Here is a 25,895-nt window from a genome sequence, read left to right as displayed (position 1 = left end):
GGTGCCATGGGCTCCGAATCAGCGTCGTCGTCCCCGGGCAGTGATTCCGTACCGGCGGACACGTCGGACACCCGGGGCGGATCCAGGGGTATGCGGCCGGCCTCGCTGGTGACGTTCGTCCGTGAACTCGACCCCTCGGTGGAGTTCTACCGCGAACTGCTGCTGATGGAGGTGACGACCCGGGCACCCACAGCCGCGTTGCTCACCAGCGCCGACGGATGGCAGCTCTATCTGCGCGCCATGGGCAGCCATGCGGAACATTCACTCGGCGCCGTCGGGATCCAGTACGTCATCTGGACCGCCGCCGATCGCGACGACCTCCTCAGGTGCGAGCGCCTGCTCAAGGCACGCTCGGCGCATGTGTCCACCCGGGACGTCGAGGGACTCACCCTGGTCGAGGGGCGCGACCCGAGCCATCTGCCGCTGGTGGTCTCCTACCCCGGCCCGGACCAAGCCGTGCGCCACGAGATCATCTCCCGTATCTACGCCTGGTGATCAGTCACTCCCGGAGTGAGTGATCACTCCGGATGCGTCCGTCCCGGCGTCACGGGGTGCCGCGCGGCGCCGGGGTTCGCGGTGCGGAGGCTGTACGGGTGCGGTGAGCGGCGGGGACGCGGAGATCGGGCATTCCTGCGGGGCGCCGGCCGACACACTGACGGGCTGCCCGTGGTGGAGGAACTCCAGCGGTGGCCCGTCCACCAAGGTGTAGACGGCCGATTCCGCCGTCACTTCGACCCGCAGACGCCGCCGTTTGGGGGACACCACGAAAGCGAGCCTGGTGAGGCCCGGCGGCAGGCGGGGAGCGAAGCTCAGTTGCCCGATCTGGTCGCGCATGCCACCGATTCCGGCCACCAGGGCGATCCAGCTGCCGGCGAGAGCCGCGATGTGCAGGCCGTCCCGGGTGTTGTGCTCGAGATCGCCGAGGTCCATCAGCGCAGCCTCGGCCAGATAGTCGTGGGCCAGTTCAAGATGACCCACCTCGGCAGCCATCACGGCCTGAGTGCAGGCGGACAACGAGGAGTCCCGCACAGTGAGCCGTTCGTAGTAGGCGAAGTTCCGTGCCTTCTGCTCCTTGGTGAACGCGTCGCCACGGCGGGTCATCGCGAGGACCAGGTCGGCTTGTTTGATGACCTGCTTCCGGTACAGGTCGAAGTACGGGAAGTGCAGCATCAGCGGATAGTCGTCCGGTGTGGTGGCCGCGAAGTCCCACACCCTGTGCGATGTGAAGCCCTCGGACTGCGGGTGGATGTCGAGGGTCGTGTCGTAAGGGATGTACATCGCCTTGGCGGCATCCCGCCACTCAGCCATCTCCTCGTCATCCACGCCCAGTTGACGCGCTCGCTCCGGGTTGCGCTGGGCCGCGTCGGATGCGGCACTGAGGTTCTGCTGGGCCAGCAGGTTGGTGTAGACGTTGTTGTCCGCGACGGCGCTGTATTCGTCAGGGCCGGTGACTCCGTCGATGCAGAAGCGCCCTGACGGGTCATGATGCCCCAGGGACCGCCACAGCCGTGCGGTCTCGACGAGCAATTCGACCCCGATGGTCTCCTCGAAGGCTTCGTCCCCTGTCGCGTCCACGTAGCGGATGACCGCGTCGGCGATGTCGGCATTGATGTGGAAGGCCGCGGTTCCGGCCGGCCAGTAGCCGGAGCATTCCTCGCCGTGGATCGTCCGCCAAGGGAAGGCCGCGCCGTCCAGACCGAGTTGGCGTGCACGCTCGATGGCCATCGGGAGCGTGCTGTGCCGCCAGCGCAGCGCGTGGGCGGACGCCTCGGGTGCTACGTAGTTGAGCACCGGCAGTACATATGCTTCGGTGTCCCAGAAGCAGTGTCCGTCGTAACCGGGACCTGTGAGGCCCTTCGCCGGGATGGCCCTGCCCTCGGCACGGGCGCCCGCCTGCAGGAGATGGAACAGCCCGAAACGCACGGCCTGTTGCACTTCGGTGTCCCCGTCGACCTGTACGTCCGCTCCGGCCCAGAAGTGGTCCAGATGAGCCTTCTGTTCACGGAGCATGCCTTCCCAGCCGGTCCGCCGGGCACCGGCGAGCGCCGCATCCGCCTGATCGCGCACCGCGGGCAAGGAGCGTGCCCCCGACCAGCCGTACGAGACAAACTTGACCAGCCGGAGCGGCCGCCCGGGCTCCAGTGAAGCCGTCACGGTCACCCGCCCGAGATCAGGGAAGCTCTCCGCTGAGGTCTCGGTACCGGGCGGGCCGTCAACGACGTGGTCCATCGCGGCCGCGACGCACAGGTCGCTGTGACGGGTGGAGTGCAACAGCCCGGCCCGGGTCTCTGCCGCCGTATGCGCCTCACCCACCAGTGGCGCATCCAGCACGGCGGAGACCCGGGGGTCACCCCCGGGCTGCGGCAGCTGCTCGTTGGCGACGAGCTCGGACTGGATCACCACCCTCACCGGGCCGTTCAGCGGTTCCACCTCGTAGCAGACCGCCGCGATCGACCGCTGCACGAAGGAGACGAGCCGGGTGGAGGACACCCTCACCGCGCAGCCGGCGGGCGATACCCAATCGACCGTCCGCCGCAGCACTCCGTCCCTGAAGTCCAGCACCCTTTCGTGCGCCTGCAGTTCGCCGTAACGGACATCGAAGGCCTCGTCGTTGACAAGCAGCCGGATCAGCTTGCCGTTGGTGACGTTGATGACCGTCTGGCCGGACTCTGGATAGCCGTAACCGGCCTCTGCGTACGGCAGTGGACGCTGTTCGTAGACGCCACTGAGGTAGGAACCCGGCAGACCGTGCGGCTCGCCCTCGTCCAGGTTCCCGCGCCAGCCGATGTTCCCGTTCGACAGCGCGAAAAGGGACTCGCTCTGGGCGAGTACATCCAGACCCAGATCGGTCGACCGCAGACACCAGGGCTCAACGGGAAACTCCGGCTGGGTGATCATGAAAGGTCCAGGAGTTCGGCAAGGTCTTCCACCACGATGTCGGCGCCGTGTGTCTTCAGCTCATGCGCCTGGTGCGCCCGGTCGACCCCCACCACAAGTCCGAAGTCGCCCGCGCGGCCGGCTGCCACACCGGCCAGTGCGTCCTCGAAGACAGCGGCCTGCGCAGGGAGCACACTCAGCGCTGCCGCGGCCCTGAGGAACATGTCGGGGGCGGGTTTACCGGCCAGGCTCTCCTTCCGGGCGGTCAGCCCGTCCACGCGTACCTCGAAGAGATCTTCGATCCCGGCAGCCACCAGGACATCGCGGCAGTTGGTGCTCGATGAGACCACCGCACGGCGCAGCCCGGCCTTCCGTGCGGCGTGTACATAGCGCACGGAACTCTCGAAGACCCGCACCCCGTCCCGGTGAATCCGGCGCAGCACGATCGCGTTCTTGCGGTTCCCCAGTGCACGCACGGTCAGCGCTCCGGGCTCGTCGTGCTGATCGCCCTCGGGAAGCTCGATCCCCCGGGCCGCGAGGAAGGAACGTGTCCCGTCGTCACGCGGTTTGCCGTCCACGTACGCGTCGTAATCGGCAACGGGATCGAAGGCCACGAATTTCTCCCCCGTGTCGAGGGCCCGACGGCGAAGGTACTCGTCGAACATCTCGCGCCAAGCCGCAGCATGCACCTCCGCCGTCCGCGTGAGGACTCCGTCCAGGTCGAACAGACATGCGCGCACCCCGGGTGGCAGTCCGAGACCGGCAGCCCGGCGGGCCGGTCCGGGCTGTCCTTCTTCGAAAGAGTTCATCCGGGGCTCCCTCCGGAAAACGGTCGGCCTGCAGGCGGACTGCCTGAGCGGACATGGGTCCGCATGGACAGCCGGGCCGTCCGGTCGGCGCGCGGCGCTCGGAGACCGCCCTCAGGGACCAATATGTCACTTTCCGTGATATCCGCCACCGCTGGGACTCCGGCGGACCGACACGGGATGTGTCGCAGTAGGGCGACCGGCCTGCGCCCGCCATGAGGCCGTCCGGCAACGACCGGACGGTCATGCGGGCGGTCAGGAGGGGAGCACCTCCGCGTGCATGGATGTGCCCGGACCGGTGCGGACCACAGGGGGAACTGCGCTGACCGGCCTCATGCGCCCTCCGATGAGCCTGACCGTTTCGGTGATCATCATGGCGGCGGGCGTGTCGGTACCGGATTCCGGCAGCGACAAGAACTTCGATGGCCGCATGAAGCACGCCGCCACCCGGAGAGACAAGAGCCAGCGCGCCCTGCACTTCTCACCCGGCCTCGGCGGTTGAGGCTGCGTCGCGGCGGGGCGCCGGCAACGAGCATTGCGCCGGGGACAACACGTCCGCGCCCGCCGCGGATGCGGATCGGCGGCGGAACACCGGACGCGTGCGGCGGCTGTACGGCAGGGCGGCTCGTCCGGGCTCCCTCGGCCGCCGGGGCCGGCACTCGGCGCCGAGTGCCGGTGTGTCCCGGCGATGAGCGGTCGGCCGCCTGATGGCAAGCAGGTTCTTCAGTCCCGACAACAGCCGACCGGCCGTGGTTGTGGGACAGATGGTCGTGGTTGCCGCCGCGTACTACGCGTCGGCCCGACTCGGCCTGCTCAGGGAAGTGGTCGTGGACGGTGCGGTCGTCACGCCTTTGTGGCTTCCTGCTGGTGTCGCGCTCAGCAGCTTCCTCTACCTGGGCCTTCGGATGCTGCCCGGTGTGGCGGCCGGCGCCCTGCTCTCCGTTGCCACGATCAGCGACGCACTCGGTCCCTCCGACATCGCCATCGTGGCGGGCAACACACTCGCCCCCCTGTGCTCCTTCCTGTTGCTGCGCAGGATGGGGTTCCGGATGGAGCTGAACCGGCTGCGTGACGGTGCCGCTCTGGTCTTTCTCGGCGCCGTGGCGGGGATGCTGGTCAGCGCCACCGTGGGGGCCGGTGTGCTGACGCTCACCGGGAAGCTTCCCCACAGCCAGTTCTGGCGGGTCTGGTTGGCGTGGTGGGCCGGCGACAGTCTGGGCGTTCTCGTGGTCACTCCGCTGCTCCTCGTCCTGCGCAGGCTCCGCCGGCCCCGCTCCAGCGACCGCTGGGTGGAAGCCACCGTGCTGCTGGTGACGGCAGTCCCCCTCAACCTGCTGGCCACCAGAAGCTCGTTCTCGTTCCTCTTCCTCACCTTTCCCCTCGTCATCTGGGCTGCCCTGCGGTTCCAGCTTCCCGGGAGTGCCCCCTGCGCGGCTCTGGCCTCCGTACTGGCTGTCCTGTCCGCGACCGATGGGATCGGTCCCTTCGCCGGCCAGACGCTCTTCGAAGTCACGGCCACGGTGGCAGCCTTCAACGGCGCGGTGGCACTGACCGCCCTCCTGCTGGCTGCGATCGTCACCGAACAGCAGAACATCACTCGCAAGATCGAACGAGCGTGTGGAGAGCTGGCCGACCTGGTGGAACAACTCACCCCCGGAGTCGAGCAGCCCAGACCCCCGTCGGCCGGGCCCCCGCCCGTGGGCGATTCCGACTCCTGAAGTCCGGCGGGCTGTCAGCGCAGCCGGCCGCATGCCTGCGCCGAGGGAAGCGTCATGGCCTTCCCGGTCTGCCGGCCGGCGCCGACTGCCACCCGCTTACAGTCCTCGCCAGGGCTACTGGCACTCTGCACGCAGTGGCCGGACCTGCCGTCGAAGGGCTGGTCCCGTGAAAGGGAGACAGCATGGAGCCGATATCTGCACCCGCCCGGCGTGGCGCACTGCCCGAGGGGCTCAGCGAAGCGATCCGCGGGACCGCAGCGGAGATCGCAGCGCAACTACGCGGCCGTGCGGACACGGATGGACCGGTCCCGGGCTCCGAGTGGACTGTCGGCGAGGCGGCGGCCCACTTGGCGCAAGCCAACCAGCTGATGGCCGACATAGCGGCCGGCCAGGGGCGCAGCCACGGTGACGGGACGCCACAGAGCCTCGCGGCGGCCAATGAAGTCGCCCTCGCCCAATTCGGTCAGCGCGCGGCCGAACCGCTGGCCGAGATGATCGTGGCCCAGGCAGACGCCTTCCTCAGAGCTGTGGACCTGCGTTCACCCGAGGACACCGTGGACACGCCCTTGGGCGCGATGGACCTGGCGACATTCGGGTCGTACCTGCTCACGCACATGCTCGGGCACGGATACGATCTCGCCCGCGCGGTGGGCGGAGCCCACATGCTCGATCGCAAGCGTGTCGAGCTGTCCATGCCCTTCATGATGGCGACCATGCCGAACGTCGTGGCCGGTGCCGCAGCCGGCCTGACCGCACGCTTCGCGGTTCGGCTGTGGGGCACCGCGGCCTTCGGAGTGATCTTCACCAACGGCGAAGTGACGATCAGTTCACGCCCCATCACCCGGCCGGACTGCACCATCCTCATCGAGCCGGTGACATTTCTGCTGATCGCGCTCGGCCGCTGCGACCCCTGGGGTGCCATCGCACGCGGCCGCGTTCTCACCTGGGGCCGCAAACCATGGCTTGCGCCCCGCTTCCCCACCTTCTTCACCGCGCCCTGAGCCCGAGGAGTCCGGTGGCTCGCCTCCGGCCGAAGGCCGGATCTCCCAGGCGGCGGGTGCTGCGACCCTGGAGCGAAGCAGTACCGCGAGACCCAGAACGAAGCGGTACGGTGCTGTGATGGCAGCCGGAATCGATCTCACTCTCGACTGTGCCGACGCACAGCTCCTGGGCAACTTCTGGAAGACCGCTCTGGGGTATGTCGACGAACCGCCTCCGGCCCCCTTCGGAACCCGCGCTGAGTGGCATGCGAGCTTCGGCCTCCCGGAGGACGATTCGGTGGATGACGGCGCATGGCTGTGCGATCCGGACGGCATGGGCCCCAAGCTCTCCATCCTCAAGGTCCCGGAACCCAAGAAAGCCAAGAACCGGCTGCATATCGACATCCGGGTACCGGGGCACGGCAGCGCCGATGAGCGGTGGACCCGGGTGAGAGCCGAGTCCGGTCGGCTGGTGAAGGCGGGCGGGTCCGTGTTGGAAGAGTTCGACGGGCACCACATCGTCATGTCCGACCCGGAGGGCAACGAGTTCTGCGTCGCTGCCGCTCCGGCCTGAGGGGCCGCATCGAGCAGGGCGCTTCGGCGGTCGGCAGGACGGCGCACTGACCGCAAGCGACATCATCGGATTCCGTGCTCCCAGCTCCGGCTCCGGCTCCGATCGATCCGGCACGCTCCGGTAGGGCCAGGAGTTCATGGGTGCCCGCGCCGTGCCCTGTGCCGGGCTGCGAATCCGCACCGGCGGACCGAAGCGTCGCGTGGAACCGAACCGCCTCCGCAGCCATCCATGGAACCGCACCGCCGGCAGCTGCGTCTGCCAGGGCGACCTGTCCGTCGCGTTCTCCGCGGCCGAGTGCGGCGCCTCGCACCGCATTACGGTGAGCGTCCACGATTCCCTGGCCGAAAACAACGTCCGGGGCCGGATAGAGCCCTCTCCGTGAAGTAGAGAGTCATGCACCGGGGGCGCAAGGCGGGCGTACCGAAGCACACCGCGATACCTCTCCTTTGTGACGAGCTCCCATGCGCCCCCTCCTGGCGGCCGAGCGCGGGCGCAGGAGACCTCTCCCTCCGGGTGGCAAATACCTATCGCTTTTTGGCTGAATCCCGACTGATATACCAAATAGGCAATTGCCACAGACATAATGTGCGTCGTCTGCCCCTTAAATGTCGGGTAGGTAGGGGGCGAGACGGCGCGATGGCGCTCAGCGAGAACAGCCTGCCGCTCAGGCATGGTTTCCGGTTTAACGGACAGACACCTGCCGAACTTGGTTTCATGCGAAGGTGTGCAGACATAGCGCACGAGCGTCGCCGCGCAGATCACTGTTCGGGTCGCCGCACAGAATCAGCAACAGGCGCCGGGGTCGGACAAAAAGCCTCCAGGGGTGCCCGCAATCCCTTGCTTTCCGTCGACCCGGAGACCTGCTATTACCGAGATGGGGGAATCATGGTTAATCCTTTCGACGACGACACGGCTCAGTTCATCGTTCTGGTCAACGAGGAGCAGCAGTACTCGCTGTGGCCGGCCGCTTCGGAGGTGCCGGGGGGATGGAGGACGGCTCGGCCCGAGGGATCACGTCAAGAGTGCCTGGACTTCGTCGAGGCCACCTGGCTGGACATGCGCCCCGCCAGCCTTGTCAACGCCATGGCCGCCGAAGGCAAGTAGACCGTCGATACACTCAGCTGACCAGCAACGATGCCGCGCGGGTGCGGCAAAACGATGCCGCACCCGCCCGAGTCGGCTGACAGGAGCCCGCCACCGATCCAGCGGGGCCACCACCACCCCACCACCCAGACCCATCGCCGTCATCCATGCCACGCCCATGTCACTGATGAGCCGTCCCCGGTTTGTCCGGGCGTGGTTTTGCGACGCGGCTCAACGGCCCGCGGGGTGCGTCGTCATGCCCGCAAGCACTTTCCGAACACTCTCGAAAGGCTGAAACGTCATGCAGAAAAACCATGCCCGCCTCCTCCCTTTGACGACCGCCCAACAAGGCGTGTGGTATGGCCAGCTGACAGATCCGCAGAGCCCGAAGTACAACATCGGTGAATGCATAGAAATCCAAGGACAGCTGGACGAACGTTTATTCAGGGAGGCGCTTCGCCAGGCTGCGGATGAGTGTGAAAGCCTTAACACGGAGTTCATCACTCAGGACGACGTGGTCCATCAACAAGTTGTCCAGAATTCAACGGAGCGCTGCCGGTTCGTTGACCTGAGCGGCAGTAGCGATCCGGCCATGGCGGCCGAAAGCTATATGACTGACGACATGGGCACGGTCGACCGGCTCACCTCACCGCGCCACACCTTCGCCCTTCTGAGACTCCAACCCGACCTGCACTACTGGTATATCCGCTATCACCATATCGCCATGGACGGACTGGGAGGTTCGGTATTCGCACGCCGAGTCGCGTCCATTTACACCGCCGGCGTGAAGGGCGAGCAGACACCGGCAGTTATTAGATCCTTGAACGAGTTGGTGGATGCGGAGGCGGAATACCGCGATTCGCCGGAGTTCGAGAGCGACCGAGCCTACTGGACCCACAAGTACAGCGACCTCTCGCAACCCTCCGGAGCCGACGAAGGACCGCTCGGCTCAGCAGCCGGCGTCGGCGACGCCGTGTTCATCCCGCGCCGGACCTCCTTACGCACCACCGACAGCGATGAACTGCCCCTGGCCGCAGGCAGCCAACTGCACCAGGGCGAGAGCCTGCCTCCCGGTGTCATGGACGGCCTGCGGCGACTGGCCTCCGAAACCCGCTCGACTTGGCCCGCCGTCTTCGTCAGCGCGATCGCCGCATACGTCGGCCGTGTTACTGGCTCCCGCGACATCGCCATCGGACTCGCCTCCAACGGCCGCCGTGCGAACCTGCGCGAGGTCGTGGGGATGACCGCCAATATCCTCCCGCTGAGGATTCGGCTGACACCGGACATGACGGTGGAAGCCCTGGTCCGCACGGTATCTGCCGAAATGCGGCTGGCCTTGCGTCACCGACGGTACTCGCGGGAACAGCTCTCCCGAGACCTCAAGATCATCGGGAGCTCGGCGCAGCTCTCCCATGTGGTCGTGAATGTGATGCCGTATGACTACGGCCTCGATTTCGCCGGCAGCCCCGGCCTCTCGCGGCTGCTGTCCACCGGCCCGGTCGACGACGTGTCGGTCTTCATATCCGAACGAGCAGAGGGAAAGGGGCCGTTGATCGGCCTCGACCTGAACCAGGACCTCTACAACCCGTCGGACGCACTTCCCCATCAGCAGGGCATCACCGGCCTGATCACGGATCTGTCCCAGGCCGCCCCGGCCACCCCGCTGGCACACCTGCGGATGCTGGACCACGCAGCTGCCGAACTCGTACTGGACGGCGGGCGCGGCAGAACGCTTCAGCTGCCCTGGGGCATCGAGTCACCGACGGGCCTCTGCCTTCCGGAGTTGTTCGCTGCCCGGGTGGCGGCGCATCCGGAAACGATGGCCGTGTCGGATCCCGGCCGCGACGAAACGCTCACCTACCAGGAGCTGGATGAGATCTCGAGTGTGCTTGCCGGAACCCTCACCGCGCACGGCATCACCCCCGAAGACGCCGTCGGTGTGCTGCTGGAACGCTCCGCTTCCGTAGTGACAGCCTCGCTCGCCGTGGTGCGCGCCGGCGGCATGTACGTACCCCTGGACACACGCTGGCCCCTCGAAAGACTCCACCAGGTAGCCCGGACAGCCGGCCTCCGCGCCCTGATCACCACCACCGAACACACCACACTGCCCTGGACCAACGACATCCGCGACACCCTCCCCATCATCACCATCGACACCCTCGGCAACATCACCAACAACAACCCCCCAACCCCAGCACCCCTCCCCACCATCACCAACGGCGACCAACTCGCCTACACCATGTTCACCTCCGGCTCCACCGGCACCCCCAAAGCCGTCGGCATCACCCACACCGACATCGCAGCCCTCACCGCAGACACCACCTGGCACACCACCACACCCCACACCACCCTCATGCACTCCGCCTACGTCTTCGACGCCTCCACCTTCGAAATCTGGGTCCCCCTCCTCACCTCAGGACACATCGTCATAGCCCCACCCCACACCCTCGAACCCCACACCCTCCACCACACCATCACCACCCACAACATCACCACACTCTTCCTCACCACCGCCCTCTTCAACACCATCGCCGAAACCAACCCACACACCCTCACCGGACTCACCACCCTCTGCACCGGCGGCGAACAAGCCTCCCCCACCACCATGCAACACATCGCAAACACCCACCCCACCACCCACATCCACCACGTCTACGGCCCCACCGAAACCACCACCTTCGCCACCCACTACACCGTCCAACCACACACCCCCACCGGACCACCCCCCATCGGCCAACCCCTCGACGGCAAACACACCTACATCCTCGACACCAACCTCAACCCCGTCCCACCCGGCGTAATCGGCGAAATCTACATCGCCGGAACCGGCCTCGCCCGCGGCTACCTCAAACAACCCGCCCACACAGCAACCCACTTCATCGCCAACCCCCACACCCCAAACGGCACCCGCATGTACCGCACCGGCGACCTCGCCCGATGGAACACACACGGCCAAATCGAATACCACTCCCGCACCGACAACCAAATCAAACTCCGCGGCCACCGCATCGAACCCGGCGAAATCACCACCGCACTCACCAACCAACCCACCATCACCACAGCCTTCACCTGCATACGCGAAGACACACCCGGCAACCCACGCCTCACCGCCTACGCCGTACCCGCCAACAACTGCCACCCCACCGAACAAACCCTCACCGAAGAACTCAACCGCACCCTCCCCCCCTACATGATCCCCAACACCATCATCATCATCGACGCCCTACCACTCACCCCCAACGGCAAAATCGACCAACAAGCACTCCCCACACCCCCAACCACCACCACCCCCAACGGCCGCCCACCCCGCACCCCCCGCGAAGAAATCCTCTGCGGACTCTTCACAGACATCCTCCACACCGACCACATCACCATCGACGACAACTTCTTCACCCTCGGCGGACACTCACTCCTCGCCACCCGACTCGTCAGCCGCATCCGCACCACACTCCAAACCGAACTCAACATCAAAACCCTCTTCGACCACCCCACCATCGCCACCCTGGCCCCAGCCCTCGACAAGGCAGGCAACGCCCGCCAGCCCCTGAAACCCGAGCCGCGGCCGGAAATGCTGCCGCTCTCCTACGCCCAACAACGCCTCTGGTTCCTCAACCGACTCGAAGGACCAAACCCCACCTACAACATCCCCCTCACCCTCCACCTCAACGGCCCCCTCAACACCCACGCACTCCACACCGCACTCACCGACGTCATCACACGACACGAAACACTCCGCACTGACTTCGTCGAGGACAACGGGATCCCGCAGCAGCGCGTTCATGCCGCGGAAGAGAGCTCCCAGCTGGTGGCCCTGAACCTCGAATGCGCCCCCGACGGAATCGGATCCGATGAGATCCGGCGCTGGGCGGAAGAATCGATTTTGTCGTTCACCTCTGCTCCATTTGATCTGTCAGCCGGCCCTGCCCTCCGGGCACGGCTTCTTCGGCTGGGTGCTGAGGACTATGTGCTGGTGCTGGTGGTGCACCACATCGCCGCCGACGGATGGTCCCTCGCGCCCCTCGCCCAGGACCTCGGCCACGCCTACCGGGCACGCACCCAGGGCAACACCCCCCAATGGACACCACTCCCCGTCCAGTACGCCGACTACACCCTCTGGCAACGACACACACTCGGCGACGAGAACGACCCCGAAAGCCTCACCAACCAACAACTCACCTTCTGGAAGAACGCACTCCACGCCACACCAGAACTACTCCAACTCCCCCTCGACAAACCACGCCCCGCCACCCTCCAACACCACGGCGATCAGGTCCCTTTCGCTCTCCCCGAGGATGTGCATCGACAGCTGACGGCTCTGGCCGGAGCCTCAGGATGCAGCATGTTCATGGTGCTGCAAGCCGCCCTCTCCCTCGTCCTGTCCAAACACGGCGCCGGCAACGACATCCCCCTCGGCACCGCCGTCGCAGGACGCACCGACGAAAACCTCGACAACCTCATCGGATTCTTCGTCAACACCCTCGTCCTGCGCACCGACCTCACCGGCAACCCCACCTTCCACGAACTCCTCCACCGCGTCCGCACCTTCGACCTCGCCGCCTACACCCACCAAGACCTCCCCTTCGAACGCCTCGTCGAAGCCCTCAACCCACCCCGCACCCAGAACCACCACCCCCTCTTCCAGACCATGCTCGTCCTGCAGAACCAAGCCTCAACACACCTCAGCCTGCCGGGGGTGACGGTGACCGACCGATCGGCACACCCGGGCATCAGTAAGTTCGACCTGACCTTCTCGATCACCGAGATGCGAGACGGAAGGGGCCGGCCCGCCGGGTTGAGCGGGTATCTGGAGTTCTCCACGGAACTCTTCGGCACCAGCACAGCGCAGGCGCTCTCCCGTCATCTCTCCAGGGTTCTGACCGCTGTTGCAGCAGACCCGGACAGGTGCGTCCGCGACGTCGATCTGCTGGACGGAGAGGAACGCACCCGCGCCATCGCACAGGGATGCGGCCAGGTCAGGCCGGTATCCGCTTCGTCGGCAGTCGAGATGTTCCAGGATCAGGCCGCCCGCACACCCGAGGCCGTTGCGCTGCGAGATGTGCGGGGTGGGTCAACGTACGGGGAGCTCAACGCGCGCGCCAACGATCTCGCCCACCACCTGATCGGTCGGGGTATCGGCCCCGAAGACGTCATCGCCATCGCCCTGCCGGGGACCGCGGACATGGTGACCGCCATGCTGGCCACGCACAAGGCTGGTGCGGCCTACCTCCCCGTCGACCCCGACTACCCGGCGTCCCGCATCGCCTACATGCTCGACGACGCCCACCCCGCCCTGCTCATCACCACAACACAGTCACACCAAAAACTGCCCCACACACCCACCCCCCACCTACTCCTCGACCACACACCAACCTGGACCACCGGAAACACCACCAACCCGGACCACACCCCACACCCCCACCACCCCGCCTACATCATCTACACCTCCGGCTCCACCGGCCACCCCAAGGGAGTCATCACCACCCACGCCTCCCTCACCAACCACATGACCTGGATGGCCCACCACCTCACCCTCACCCCACAAGACCGCGTACTCGCCCGCACATCACCCAGCTTCGACGCCTCCGTATGGGAAACCTGGCTCCCCCTCCTCCACGGCGCCTCCATATGCACACTCCCACCCGAAGCCAACCACGACCCCCAACTCCTCACCCACCACATCAACCAACACCAAGCCACCATCGCCCAATTCGTCCCCTCACACCTCACCACCATCCTCAACACCACCACCACAACCCCCACCACCCTCCGCGCCGTCATGTCCGGCGGAGAACCCCTCCCACCCCACCTCGCACACCACACCGCACAAACCTGGAACACACACGTACACAACCTCTACGGACCCACCGAAACAACCATCGACGCCACCGCCCACACCGTAGAACCACACCCCGACCACACCGGAACAAGCATCCCCATCGGCCAACCAATCTGGAACGTCTCCGTATATGTGCTGGATGAGGGGCTGCGGCCGGTGCCCCAGGGCGTACCCGGCGAGCTCTACATATCCGGCGACAGCCTGGCCCGTGGATACCTCGGCCGGCCCGCCCTCACCGCCACCCGCTTCATCGCCAACCCCCACACCCCGAACGGCACCCGCATGTACCGCACCGGCGACCTGGTGCGCTGGAACACCCACGGCCAACTCGAATACCTCAACCGCACCGACAACCAGATCAAACTCCGCGGCTACCGCATCGAACTCGGCGAAATCGAAAACACCCTCACCACCCTCCCCCACATCACCGCCGCCTGCGCCACCATCAGAGAAGACCAACCCGGCAACAGACAGCTCGTCGCCTACACAGTCACCACTGACCGAGGCGGGCGGCCGGTGCCCTCTCTGCGCGACGCGGTCGCTGAGGTCCTGCCCGGATACATGGTCCCCTCGGTGTTCGTCGAACTCGACGCACTGCCTCTCCTGCCCAACGGCAAGGTCAACCGAAGTGCCCTTCCCGAACCGCCGATGGAGCCGACCGGCGCCAGGAGCCACAGCGGTGGTCGCTCTGTCGCGGAGGACATCCTGTGCGGGCAGTTCGCCGATGTGCTGGGGCTGCCGGACGTCGGTCCCGACGACAACTTCTTCGACATGGGGGGCCATTCACTTCTGGCGACGCGCCTGGTGAGTCGGATCCGATCGCTCCTCGGTGTGGAAATCCAGGTGCGCTCCCTGTTCGAGCACCCGACGGCCGCAGGTCTCGCCTCCGTGCTGGACGACGGGGCAGCCGCCAGGCCGGGGGTGGAGCGAGCGGAGCGCCCCGAGCTGATCCCACTGTCGTTCGCCCAGCAGCGTCTCTGGTTTCTCGACCAGCTGGAAGGACCCGGATCGACGTACAACATCCCGCTCGTACTCGACCTCAACGGCCGGCTCGACGCGGATGCGCTGCGCGCCGCGGTCGGTGAGGTTGTCGGGCGACACGAGTCCCTGAGGACCATCTATCCCGACCGGGATGGGATACCGCACCAAGTCGTGCTCGACGGCCCAGCCGTCGAGGCGGAACTCCCGGCGCAGTATGTCGACGCGAGCGAACTCGACGAGGCCGTGCTCGCCGCGGTGCGGACCGTTTTCGACGTCACCAAGGATCTTCCTCTGCGCACCTGGCTCTTCAGGACCGGCGAGAACCGTCATGTACTGGTCCTGGTGGTGCACCACATCGCCGCCGACGGATGGTCGCTCGCACCACTCGCCCGAGACCTGAGCGTCGCCTACCGGGATCGCGTCGCGGGCGGGGCCGGGGACCGGCCGGGGCCGGCCGCGCAGTATGTCGACTACACGCTCTGGCAGCGAGCGACACTCGGGGACGAGACCGACCCCACCAGTGTGGGCTCCAGGCAACTCGACTTCTGGCGGGAGTCGTTGCATGGGCTTCCACAGCTTCTGGACCTGCCGCTTGACCGTCCTCGGTCCGCTGTCCCTGATCATTCGGGCGGGGTGGTCACCTATTCGGTGAGCGCGGATCTGCACCGCCGGATGCGCGACCTGGCGAACTCCGCAGGCAGCAGTCTGTTCATGGTGCTGCAGGCCGCCGTGTCGACGATCCTCTCCCGGCACGGCGCGGGAGACGACATCCCGCTCGGTACTCCCATCGCCGGACGCACCGACGACGCACTGGACGACCTGATCGGTCTCTTCGTCAACACCCTTGTCCTGCGGACCGACCTCTCCGGCGATCCCACCTTCAGGGAACTGCTGGCAAGAGTACGGGAGTTCGACCTTTCGGCGTACGCCCACCAGGACCTGCCCTTCGAGCGGCTGGTCGAGGCGGTCAATCCGGAACGGGCACGGAATCACTTCCCTCTCTTCCAGACCATGCTGGTGCTGCAGAACCAGGACACCGCCGACATCGTGCTGCCTGAGCTGACAGCATCCAGCCGTCTGGTCCACAACGGAGTGAGCAAGTTCGATCTGACTTTCGCGTTCACCGAGGACGCCGACACCGGTGCCCTTACAGCCGGCGTCGAGTACGCGACCGCTCTCTTCGACGCCACCACCATCGAGGCGTTGGCGGCAAGGATCATCAGGCTGCTGGAAGCGGCCACCACCGACCCGGATCGCCCTGTTCACAGCTATGTCCTGCTCTCCGCCGAGGAGCGCGAAGCTGTGGCGGGCTGGGGCCAGGGGGCCGGTCTTCCGGAGGGTGTGCGGGAAGCTTCTCTCCCGGAGCTGTTCCAGGCGCGGGTTCAGGCACACCCTGATGCGGTCGCGATCTCGGGTGCGACCGGGACGCTCACCTACCGGGAGTTGGATGAGATCTCGGGTGTGCTGGCGGGAGTGCTGACCGGACACGGTGTTCAGTCCGAGAACGCCGTCGGTGTGCTGCTGGAACGCTCCGCTTCCGTAGTGACCGCCTCGCTCGCCGTGGTGCGCGCCGGCGGCATGTACGTCCCCCTGGACGCACGCTGGCCCCTCGAAAGACTCCACCAGGTAGCCCGGACAGCCGGCCTCCGCGCCCTGATCACCACCACCGAACACACCACACTGCCCTGGACCAACGACATCCGCGACACCCTCCCCATCATCACCATCGACACCCTCGGCAACATCACCAACAACAACCCCCAACCCCAGCACCCCTCCCCACCATCACCAACGGCGACCAACTCGCCTACACCATGTTCACCTCCGGCTCCACCGGCACCCCCAAAGCCGTCGGCATCACCCACACCGACATCGCAGCCCTCACCGCAGACACCACCTGGCACACCACCACACCCCACACCACCCTCATGCACTCCGCCTACGTCTTCGACGCCTCCACCTTCGAAATCTGGGTCCCCCTCCTCACCTCAGGACACATCGTCATAGCCCCACCCCACACCCTCGAACCCCACACCCTCCACCACACCATCACCACCCACAACATCACCACACTCTTCCTCACCACCGCCCTCTTCAACACCATCGCCGAAACCAACCCACACACCCTCACCGGACTCACCACCCTCTGCACCGGCGGCGAACAAGCCTCCCCCACCACCATGCAACACATCGCAAACACCCACCCCACCACCCACATCCACCACGTCTACGGCCCCACCGAAACCACCACCTTCGCCACCCACTACACCGTCCAACCACACACCCCCACCGGGCCACCCCCCATCGGCCAACCCCTCGACGGCAAACACACCTACATCCTCGACACCAACCTCAACCCCGTCCCACCCGGCGTAATCGGCGAAATCTACATCGCCGGAACCGGCCTCGCCCGCGGCTACCTCAAACAACCCGCCCACACAGCAACCCACTTCATCGCCAACCCCCACACCCCAAACGGCACCCGCATGTACCGCACCGGCGACCTCGCCCGATGGAACACACACGGCCAAATCGAATACCACTCCCGCACCGACAACCAAATCAAACTCCGCGGCCACCGCATCGAACCCGGCGAAATCACCACCGCACTCACCAACCAACCCACCATCACCACAGCCTTCACCTGCATACGCGAAGACACACCCGGCAACCCACGCCTCACCGCCTACGCCGTCGCAGCACAGGGAACACACCCCGACCCCGCCGAACTCACCACAGCCATCGCCCACACCCTCCCCGACTACATGATCCCCAACACCATCATCATCATCGACGCCCTACCACTCACCCCCAACGGCAAAATCGACCAACAAGCACTCCCCACACCCCCAACCACCACCACCCCCAACGGCCGCCCACCCCGCACCCCCCGCGAAGAAATCCTCTGCGGACTCTTCACAGACATCCTCCACACCGACCACATCACCATCGACGACAACTTCTTCACCCTCGGCGGACACTCACTCCTCGCCACCCGACTCGTCAGCCGCATCCGCACCACACTGCATACGGAAACCACGGTCAAGGCGCTCTTCGAGCACCCCACCGTCGCCTCACTGGCCGTAGCCCTCGACAAGGCGGGCGAGGCACGGCGGCCCCTGGGACCCGAGCCGCGGCCGGATGTGCTGCCGCTGTCCTACGCCCAACAACGCCTCTGGTTCCTCAACCGGTTGGAGGGTCCGGGGTCGACTTACAACGTTCCGCTGGTCCTGCGGCTGGACGGGGTGCTGGATGTCGACGCCCTGGGCACTGCGCTGCGAGATGTCGTGGGCCGGCACGACACGCTGCGCACCGTGTATCCCGACATCGATGGTGTGGCGCGGCAGCTCGTTCTGGAAGCATCGGCGATCGATCTGGACCTCAGGCCTCACTCGGTGGACCCGGAGGACCTGGACCGGGAACTGACGGCGCATGTCTCCCATGCGTTCGACGTCGCGTCGGATGTTCCGTTGCGGGCACGGCTTCTTCGGTTGGGTGCTGAGGAGTATGTGCTGGTGCTGGTGGTGCACCACATCGCCGCCGACGGATGGTCCCTCGCACCCCTCGCCCAGGACCTCGGCCACGCCTACCGGGCACGCACCCAGGGCAACACCCCCCAATGGACACCACTCCCCGTCCAGTACGCCGACTACACCCTCTGGCAACGACACACACTCGGCGACGAGAACGACCCCGAAAGCCTCACCAACCAACAACTCACCTTCTGGAAGAACGCACTCCACGCCACACCAGAACTACTCCAACTCCCCCTCGACAAACCACGCCCCGCCACCCTCCAACACCACGGCGACACCCACACCTTCACCCTCAACAAACACCTCCACCAACAACTCACCGACCTCGCCCGAACCACCGAGTGCAGCATGTTCATGGTGCTGCAAGCCGCCCTCTCCCTCATCCTGTCCAAACACGGCGCCGGCAACGACATCCCCCTCGGCACCGCCGTCGCAGGACGCACCGACGAAAACCTCGACAACCTCATCGGATTCTTCGTCAACACCCTCGTCCTGCGCACCGACCTCACCGGCAACCCCACCTTCCACGAACTCCTCCACCGCGTCCGCACCTTCGACCTCGCCGCCTACACCCACCAAGACCTCCCCTTCGAACGCCTCGTCGACGTTCTCAGTCCGGCGCGGACGCAGAACCACCACCCCCTCTTCCAGACCATGCTCGTCCTGCAGAACCACGCAGCCGCGGACATCGAACTCCCCGGAGTCACCACCAGCGCCCACCCCGTCCACACCGGCATCAGCAAGTTCGACCTCACGTTCTCCTTCACCGAGACGCAGGACGTGTCCGGTCGGCCCGGCGGTATCGACGGGAGTCTGGAGTTCTCCACCGAGCTCTTCGAGCCGTCGACCGCCCGCAGCCTCACCGCCCATCTGCACCGGGTACTGGCCGCGGTCGCTGAGGACGCGGGCCGGTCGTTGGGGGAGATCGAACTGCTCAGCGACGATGAGCGGACACAGCTTCTGGCAGCTGGGCAAGGGTCGCAGTGGTCCGTGCCGTACCGGACCGTACCCGAAGCGTTCGAGACTCAGGCCGCGCGGACACCGGGAGCCGTCGCGGTCCGCGACGCCGAGCGCACGCTGACCTACGCCGACCTGAATGCGGAGGCCAACGACCTCGCCCACCACCTGATCGGTCGGGGTATCGGATCCGAGGACCTGGTCGCGCTGGCCGTGGCGGGTACCGCGGCGACAACGGTCGCGATGCTGGCCGTGCTGAAAGCGGGTGCGGCCTACCTCCCCGTCGACCCCGACTACCCGGCGTCCCGCATCGCCTACATGCTCGACGACGCCCACCCCGCCCTGCTCATCACCACAACACAGTCACACCAAAAACTGCCCCACACACCCACCCCCCACCTACTCCTCGACCACACACCAACCTGGACCACCGGACACACCACCAACCCCGACCACACCCCACACCCCAACCACCCCGCCTACATCATCTACACCTCCGGCTCCACCGGCCACCCCAAGGGAGTCATCACCACCCACGCCTCCCTCACCAACCACATGACCTGGATGGCCCACCACCTCACCCTCACCCCACAAGACCGCGTACTCGCCCGCACATCACCCAGCTTCGACGCCTCCGTATGGGAAACCTGGCTCCCCCTCCTCCACGGCGCCTCCATATGCACACTCCCACCCGAAGCCAACCACGACCCCCAACTCCTCACCCACCACATCAACCAACACCAAGCCACCATCGCCCAATTCGTCCCCTCACACCTCACCACCATCCTCAACACCACCACCACAACCCCCACCACCCTCCGCGCCGTCATGTCCGGCGGAGAACCCCTCCCACCCCACCTCGCACACCACACCGCACAAACCTGGAACACACACGTACACAACCTCTACGGACCCACCGAAACAACCATCGACGCCACCGCCCACACCGTAGAACCACACCCCGACCACACCGGAACAAGCATCCCCATCGGCCAACCAATCTGGAACACGCGTGTGTACGTCCTCGGCTCCGGGCTCGAGCTGATGCCGCCCGGCGTGACCGGCGAGCTCTACGTGGCGGGTGACGGTCTCTCCCGCGGATACCTCGGACGCCCCGGTCTGACGGCATCGCGTTTCGTCGCCGACCCGTTCGGCGCGGCCGGCGAACGCATGTACCGCACCGGCGACCTGGTGCGCTGGAACGGAGACGGCAGGCTCGAATACATCTCGCGCGCGGACGACCAGGTCAAACTCCGTGGTTTCCGGATCGAACTCGGGGAGATCGAGGCCGCACTCACCAGACTGCCCGGCATCGACGCCGCGTGCGCCGTGGTGCGCGAGGACCGGCCCGGGGAAAGACGTCTGGTGGCGTACACCGTGGCCACCGCCGCGGACAGCGGACAGCGCCTCGGTGCGCTCAAGCTGCGCAGCCTGCTCGCAGCCGACCTCCCGGACTACATGGTGCCATCGGTATTCGTGGCGCTTGAGACCCTGCCGCTGATGCCCAACGGCAAGGCCGACCGCGGGGCACTTCCGGCACCCGACCCGACGGCCGGGCGTATCGCAGGGCGGGCTCCCCGAAGCGAAGGGGAGAAGGTTCTCTGCGAGGTCTTCGCAGACACGCTCAACATCGCGGGCTGCGATGTCGACGACGACTTCTTCGCTCTCGGCGGCGACAGCATTCTGTCCATCCAGGTGGTCAGCAAGATCCGCAAGGCGGGCTGGGTCATCACCCCACGGGACGTCTTCGCCCATCGCACTCCCGAAATGATCGCCTCCGTTGCCCTGCCGCTCGGCGAAGGCCTGGACACCGTGGCGGACACCGGAGTCGGAGAGGTCCCACTCACCCCCATCGCCGCCTGGTTCCTCGAACGGCCGGGTACCACCGACGGCTACAACCAGTCGAACGTGCTGCGCTGCCCCGCAGGGGCGCAGGTGAAGGACCTCGTCGCGACTCTCCAGATGCTTCTGGACCATCATGACGCGCTGCGTATGAGAATCACCCGGACGTCCGGCAAGCGTCCCGACGCCGAAATCCTGCCTCAGGGCGCCGTGTCCGCCCATGAGCGTCTCACCCGTGTGTCCACGGCAGGTCTGGACGAGGACGCCGCGGCCGCGATCATCGCAGAATCGGCGGAGGCTGCCCGCCTGCGGCTGCGGCCCGGTGACGGCATCATGCTGGAAGCAGTCTGGTTCGATCCGGGCCCGGACAGGTCGGGCAGGCTGCTGCTGGTCATCCACCACCTGGCTGTGGACGCGGTGTCCTGGCGTACCCTCACCGCCGACATCGCGGAGGCCTGGCACGCGGTGACAGCAGACCGCACCGGATCGTCCGCCGAGGTGCCGTCCGGTGGCGAAGGGACGGCATTGCCTTCCGTCCTCACCTCGTACCGTCGATGGGCCGAGTTGCTGATGGCCGAGGCGTACAGCCCGGCACGCATCGCGGAACTGCCCCTGTGGGAAGAGATTCTGCGTACGCCGGATCCGCAACTGGGTCTGCGGCCGCTCGACGCCCAAGAGCACACGGCCGGCAGCGCCCGGACGCTGACTGTCAGGCTCCCCGCCACCTGGACCCAGCCTCTCCTGACCACCGCGCCCAGCGCCTTCCACGCAGGAATCAATGACGTGCTCGTCGCCGGCCTGGCGCTGGCCGTCGCCGGGTGGCGTACGGAACGCGGTACCCCGGGGGGCTCGGCTGTGCTGCTGGATCTGGAGGGGCACGGCCGGGAGCAGATTGCCGAGAACGCCGATCTTTCGCGGACGGTCGGCTGGTTCACCAGCATGTACCCCGTCAGCGTCGACCCCGGCCCGCTCAGCTCCCGGCGGCCGCACGCGTACGACAGCGCACTTCTCGACCGTGCGCTGAAGCGGGTCAAGGAACAGCTGCGCGACATTCCCGACCATGGCATCGGCTACGGCCTTCTGCGCCACCTCAATCCGGACACCAGGGAACTGCTCCGGGACGCGGTGACTCCGCAGATCGGCTTCAACTACCTGGGTAGGTACGCGGTCCCGGATGGTGACGATGGCGCATCCGACTGGCAGCCCCTCATCGACGCCCGCGGGCCACGCAGCCAGGACCCGGAGATGGCCGCCCATCATCTGCTGGACATCAACGCCTACACCCAGGACCTACCGGACGGCCCGCGCCTGGTCGTCGGCTGGACCTGGCCGGCCGCCCTCCTCGACGAGGACGACGTCCAAGAGCTCGCGGAGGGCTGGATGCGCGCCCTGCGCGCCATCGCTGAACACGCTCAAGCACCGGACGCGGGTGGATACACACCGTCCGACCTTCCCCTGGTCTCCATGAACCAGGCCCAGATCGACCGACTGCAGAACAAGTGGGGTGGCCGTAAGTGACCGGGTTTCAGCTACAGGATGTTCTGCCGTTGACACCTCTGCAGCAGGGCATGCTCTTCCATGCTCTGTACGATACGGAGGCAGTCGACGTCTACACGGCACAATTCGTCTTCGACATCGAGGGCCCCGTGCAGGTGACGACGCTGCGAAATGCCGTCCGGGGGCTGCTTCGACGGCATGCCAATCTGCGGGTGGGATTCCTCCACGAGGATCTCGACGAGCCGGTCCAGGCAGTCGCCACCGAAGTCGATCCGCCGGTCGACGAACTCGACTTCACCATGGACGGCGAGAGTTCCCGTGCCGCCCGGCTCACAGCTTTCCTGTCAGCCGACCGCACCCGCCGCTTCGATCTGTCCCAACCGCCCTTGATGCGGTTCACCCTGATCAGAACAGGTGATCAGCAGTACCGCCTGGTGATGACCAGCCATCACATCTTGCTGGACGGGTGGTCGATGCCGCTCCTCGTGCAGGAACTGTTCGAGCTGTACGCACGCGACGGGGACGACAGTGCCATGCCGCGCGTCGCCCCCTATCGCAACTATCTGGCCTGGCTGGCCGGCCAGGACCGTGCCACCGCGCTCGATGCCTGGCGCGATGCCCTGACAGGGGTGGAGGAGCCGACTCTGCTGGCCGGCGCCGGGCGGGCCACCACAGCCACGGGCGAACTGCCGGATCAGGTCGTGATGAGTCTCGGCAAGAACACCACGGCTCGTCTTCGCGAAACCGCCCGGCGTCACCGCCTCACCCTCAATACGCTGGTGCAGGGCGCCTGGGGGCTTCTGCTCCAGCGGCTCACGGGCGGGCACGATGTGTTGTTCGGCGCCACCGTATCGGGCCGGCCTCCGGAGATCGCCGGTATAGAGACGATGGTCGGCCTCTTCATCAACACCATCCCGGTCCGGGTCGGTGTACGCCCTGCGGATACCCTGTCCGCGCTCCTGAACAGGGTGCAGGACGAGCAGACACGCCTGCTGGATTCGCAGTACCTCGGTCTCACCGAGATCCGCTCGCTCACCGGTCTCGACGAGCTCTTCGACACTCTTGCCGTCTTCGAGAACTACCCTATGGACGCGCAGTCGCTGCGGAACGCCCAGGACGGCCTGCCCGGCCTTCGCATCACAGGCTTCCACGGCACCGATGCGGCTCACTATCCGCTCACTCTGACCGTGGCGCCGGGAGACGATCTGCGGATCACGTTCGGGCACCGGACGACGGTCTTAGGACACACATCGGTACAGCTCATGGCCGACCGGATGCGACTCCTGCTGGAGGCCTTCGCCGCCGGTCTGGACCAGAAGGTCGCGGAGATCTCCGTACTTCTGGACGGGGAGCGTGAGCTTCTTCTTGCGCAGGCGAACGGCGCGACGCTTCCCGCGGGTGTGACGGGAGCCTGCCTTCCGGAGTTGTTCGCTGCCCGGGTGGCGGCGCATCCGGAAACGATGGCCGTGTCGGATCCCGGCCGCGACGAAACGCTCACCTACCAGGAGCTGGATGAGATCTCGAGTGTGCTTGCCGGGACCCTCACCGCGCACGGCATCACCCCCGAAGACGCCGTCGGTGTGCTGCTGGAACGCTCCGCTTCCGTAGTGACAGCCTCGCTCGCCGTGGTGCGCGCCGGCGGCATGTACGTACCCCTGGACACACGCTGGCCCCTCGAAAGACTCCACCAGGTAGCCCGGACAGCCGGCCTCCGCGCCCTGATCACCACCACCGAACACACCACACTGCCCTGGACCAACGACATCCGCGACACCCTCCCCATCATCACCATCGACACCCTCGGCAACATCACCAACAACAACCCCCAACCCCAGCACCCCTCCCCACCATCACCAACGGCGACCAACTCGCCTACACCATGTTCACCTCCGGCTCCACCGGCACCCCCAAAGCCGTCGGCATCACCCACACCGACATCGCAGCCCTCACCGCAGACACCACCTGGCACACCACCACACCCCACACCACCCTCATGCACTCCGCCTACGTCTTCGACGCCTCCACCTTCGAAATCTGGGTCCCCCTCCTCACCTCAGGACACATCGTCATAGCCCCACCCCACACCCTCGAACCCCACACCCTCCACCACACCATCACCACCCACAACATCACCACACTCTTCCTCACCACCGCCCTCTTCAACACCATCGCCGAAACCAACCCACACACCCTCACCGGACTCACCACCCTCTGCACCGGCGGCGAACAAGCCTCCCCCACCACCATGCAACACATCGCAAACACCCACCCCACCACCCACATCCACCACGTCTACGGCCCCACCGAAACCACCACCTTCGCCACCCACTACACCGTCCAACCACACACCCCCACCGGGCCACCCCCCATCGGCCAACCCCTCGACGGCAAACACACCTACATCCTCGACACCAACCTCAACCCCGTCCCACCCGGCGTAATCGGCGAAATCTACATCGCCGGAACCGGCCTCGCCCGCGGCTACCTCAAACAACCCGCCCACACAGCAACCCACTTCATCGCCAACCCCCACACCCCAAACGGCACCCGCATGTACCGCACCGGCGACCTCGCCCGATGGAACACACACGGCCAAATCGAATACCACTCCCGCACCGACAACCAAATCAAACTCCGCGGCCACCGCATCGAACCCGGCGAAATCACCACCGCACTCACCAACCAACCCACCATCACCACAGCCTTCACCTGCATACGCGAAGACACACCCGGCAACCCACGCCTCACCGCCTACGCCGTACCCGCCAACAACTGCCACCCCACCGAACAAACCCTCACCGAAGAACTCAACCGCACCCTCCCCCCCTACATGATCCCCAACACCATCATCATCATCGACGCCCTACCACTCACCCCCAACGGCAAAATCGACCAACAAGCACTCCCCACACCCCCAACCACCACCACCCCCAACGGCCGCCCACCCCGCACCCCCCGCGAAGAAATCCTCTGCGGACTCTTCACAGACATCCTCCACACCGACCACATCACCATCGACGACAACTTCTTCACCCTCGGCGGACACTCACTCCTCGCCACCCGACTCGTCAGCCGCATCCGCACCACACTCCAAACCGAACTCAACATCAAAACCCTCTTCGACCACCCCACCATCGCCACCCTGGCCCCAGCCCTCGACAAGGCAGGCAACGCCCGCCAGCCCCTGAAACCCGAGCCGCGGCCGGAA

At 66.2% G+C, this 25,895-nt stretch carries 9 protein-coding genes and 2 pseudogenes; 9 read left to right on the top strand and 2 right to left on the bottom strand.

Features of this window, described 5'->3' with window-relative positions; translation table 11 throughout:
• Positions 1-6 precede the first annotated feature (6 nt).
• Positions 7-495 (top strand): VOC family protein, encoded by a 489-nt coding sequence (locus OHS16_RS29650; protein WP_328540322.1) that lies wholly within the window; start codon positions 7-9, stop codon positions 493-495.
• Here OHS16_RS29650 and OHS16_RS29645 read toward each other — a convergent pair whose 3' ends face one another.
• Positions 496-2,898: a glycoside hydrolase family 65 protein gene (locus OHS16_RS29645; RefSeq protein ID WP_328540321.1), complete on the bottom strand. Its 2,403-nt coding sequence runs from the start codon at positions 2,896-2,898 to the stop codon at positions 496-498. It lies immediately after the preceding gene.
• Positions 2,895-3,686 carry an HAD family hydrolase gene (locus tag OHS16_RS29640; RefSeq protein WP_328540320.1) on the bottom strand — a complete coding sequence of 264 codons (792 nt, stop codon included), beginning with the start codon at positions 3,684-3,686 and terminating at the stop codon, positions 2,895-2,897. The genes OHS16_RS29645 and OHS16_RS29640 overlap by 4 nt, the downstream gene beginning before the upstream one ends.
• A gap of 343 nt (positions 3,687-4,029) precedes the next feature.
• Here OHS16_RS29640 and OHS16_RS29635 point away from each other — a divergent pair, with 343 nt between their 5' ends.
• The 8 genes and pseudogenes from OHS16_RS29635 to OHS16_RS32175 form a co-directional block, all read left to right on the top strand.
• Positions 4,030-4,185, top strand: coding sequence for a hypothetical protein (locus OHS16_RS29635; RefSeq protein ID WP_328540319.1), 156 nt, complete (start codon positions 4,030-4,032; stop codon positions 4,183-4,185).
• Between the two features lie 205 nt (positions 4,186-4,390).
• Positions 4,391-5,401 carry an MASE1 domain-containing protein gene (locus tag OHS16_RS29630; RefSeq protein ID WP_328540318.1) on the top strand — a complete coding sequence of 337 codons (1,011 nt, stop codon included), beginning with the start codon at positions 4,391-4,393 and terminating at the stop codon, positions 5,399-5,401.
• A 182-nt stretch (positions 5,402-5,583) separates the two neighbouring features.
• On the top strand, positions 5,584-6,402 hold the full coding sequence (locus OHS16_RS29625) for a maleylpyruvate isomerase family mycothiol-dependent enzyme (protein ID WP_328540317.1): 819 nt from the start codon (positions 5,584-5,586) through the stop codon (positions 6,400-6,402).
• Positions 6,403-6,520: 118 nt separating this feature from the next.
• Positions 6,521-6,955 carry a VOC family protein gene (locus OHS16_RS29620; RefSeq protein ID WP_328540316.1) on the top strand — a complete coding sequence of 145 codons (435 nt, stop codon included), beginning with the start codon at positions 6,521-6,523 and terminating at the stop codon, positions 6,953-6,955.
• Positions 6,956-7,840: 885 nt separating this feature from the next.
• Positions 7,841-8,059: an MbtH family protein gene (locus tag OHS16_RS29615; RefSeq protein WP_328540315.1), complete on the top strand. Its 219-nt coding sequence runs from the start codon at positions 7,841-7,843 to the stop codon at positions 8,057-8,059.
• 280 nt (positions 8,060-8,339) lie between these two features.
• Positions 8,340-17,939, top strand: a pseudogene (locus OHS16_RS29610) (AMP-binding protein); the annotation flags it as partial.
• A gap of 59 nt (positions 17,940-17,998) precedes the next feature.
• Complete coding sequence (locus OHS16_RS29605) at positions 17,999-22,708, top strand: amino acid adenylation domain-containing protein (RefSeq protein WP_443042807.1); 4,710 nt, start codon at positions 17,999-18,001, stop codon at positions 22,706-22,708.
• A 50-nt stretch (positions 22,709-22,758) separates the two neighbouring features.
• A pseudogene (locus OHS16_RS32175) lies at positions 22,759-25,872 on the top strand (AMP-binding protein); the annotation flags it as partial.
• Between the last annotated feature and the right edge of the window lie 23 nt (positions 25,873-25,895).

The organism is Streptomyces sp. NBC_00344 (assembly GCF_036088315.1).
Taxonomy (GTDB): domain Bacteria; phylum Actinomycetota; class Actinomycetes; order Streptomycetales; family Streptomycetaceae; genus Streptomyces.
The sequence above is the reverse complement of the archived record's forward strand: the minus strand, read 5'-3'. Positions and strand labels throughout refer to the sequence as shown.

What these genes read in the sequence shown, in the direction of transcription:
- OHS16_RS29630 (WP_328540318.1), top strand. Translation starts at nt 4,391, where the DNA reads ATGGCAAGCAGGTTCTTCAGTCCCGACAACAGCCGACCGGCCGTGGTT.
- OHS16_RS29625 (WP_328540317.1), top strand. Translation starts at nt 5,584, where the DNA reads ATGGAGCCGATATCTGCACCCGCCCGGCGTGGCGCACTGCCCGAGGGG.
- OHS16_RS29650 (WP_328540322.1), top strand. Translation starts at nt 7, where the DNA reads ATGGGCTCCGAATCAGCGTCGTCGTCCCCGGGCAGTGATTCCGTACCG.
- OHS16_RS29620 (WP_328540316.1), top strand. Translation starts at nt 6,521, where the DNA reads ATGGCAGCCGGAATCGATCTCACTCTCGACTGTGCCGACGCACAGCTC.
- OHS16_RS29645 (WP_328540321.1), bottom strand. Translation starts at nt 2,898, where the DNA reads ATGATCACCCAGCCGGAGTTTCCCGTTGAGCCCTGGTGTCTGCGGTCG.
- OHS16_RS29635 (WP_328540319.1), top strand. Translation starts at nt 4,030, where the DNA reads ATGAGCCTGACCGTTTCGGTGATCATCATGGCGGCGGGCGTGTCGGTA.
- OHS16_RS29615 (WP_328540315.1), top strand. Translation starts at nt 7,841, where the DNA reads ATGGTTAATCCTTTCGACGACGACACGGCTCAGTTCATCGTTCTGGTC.
- OHS16_RS29640 (WP_328540320.1), bottom strand. Translation starts at nt 3,686, where the DNA reads ATGAACTCTTTCGAAGAAGGACAGCCCGGACCGGCCCGCCGGGCTGCC.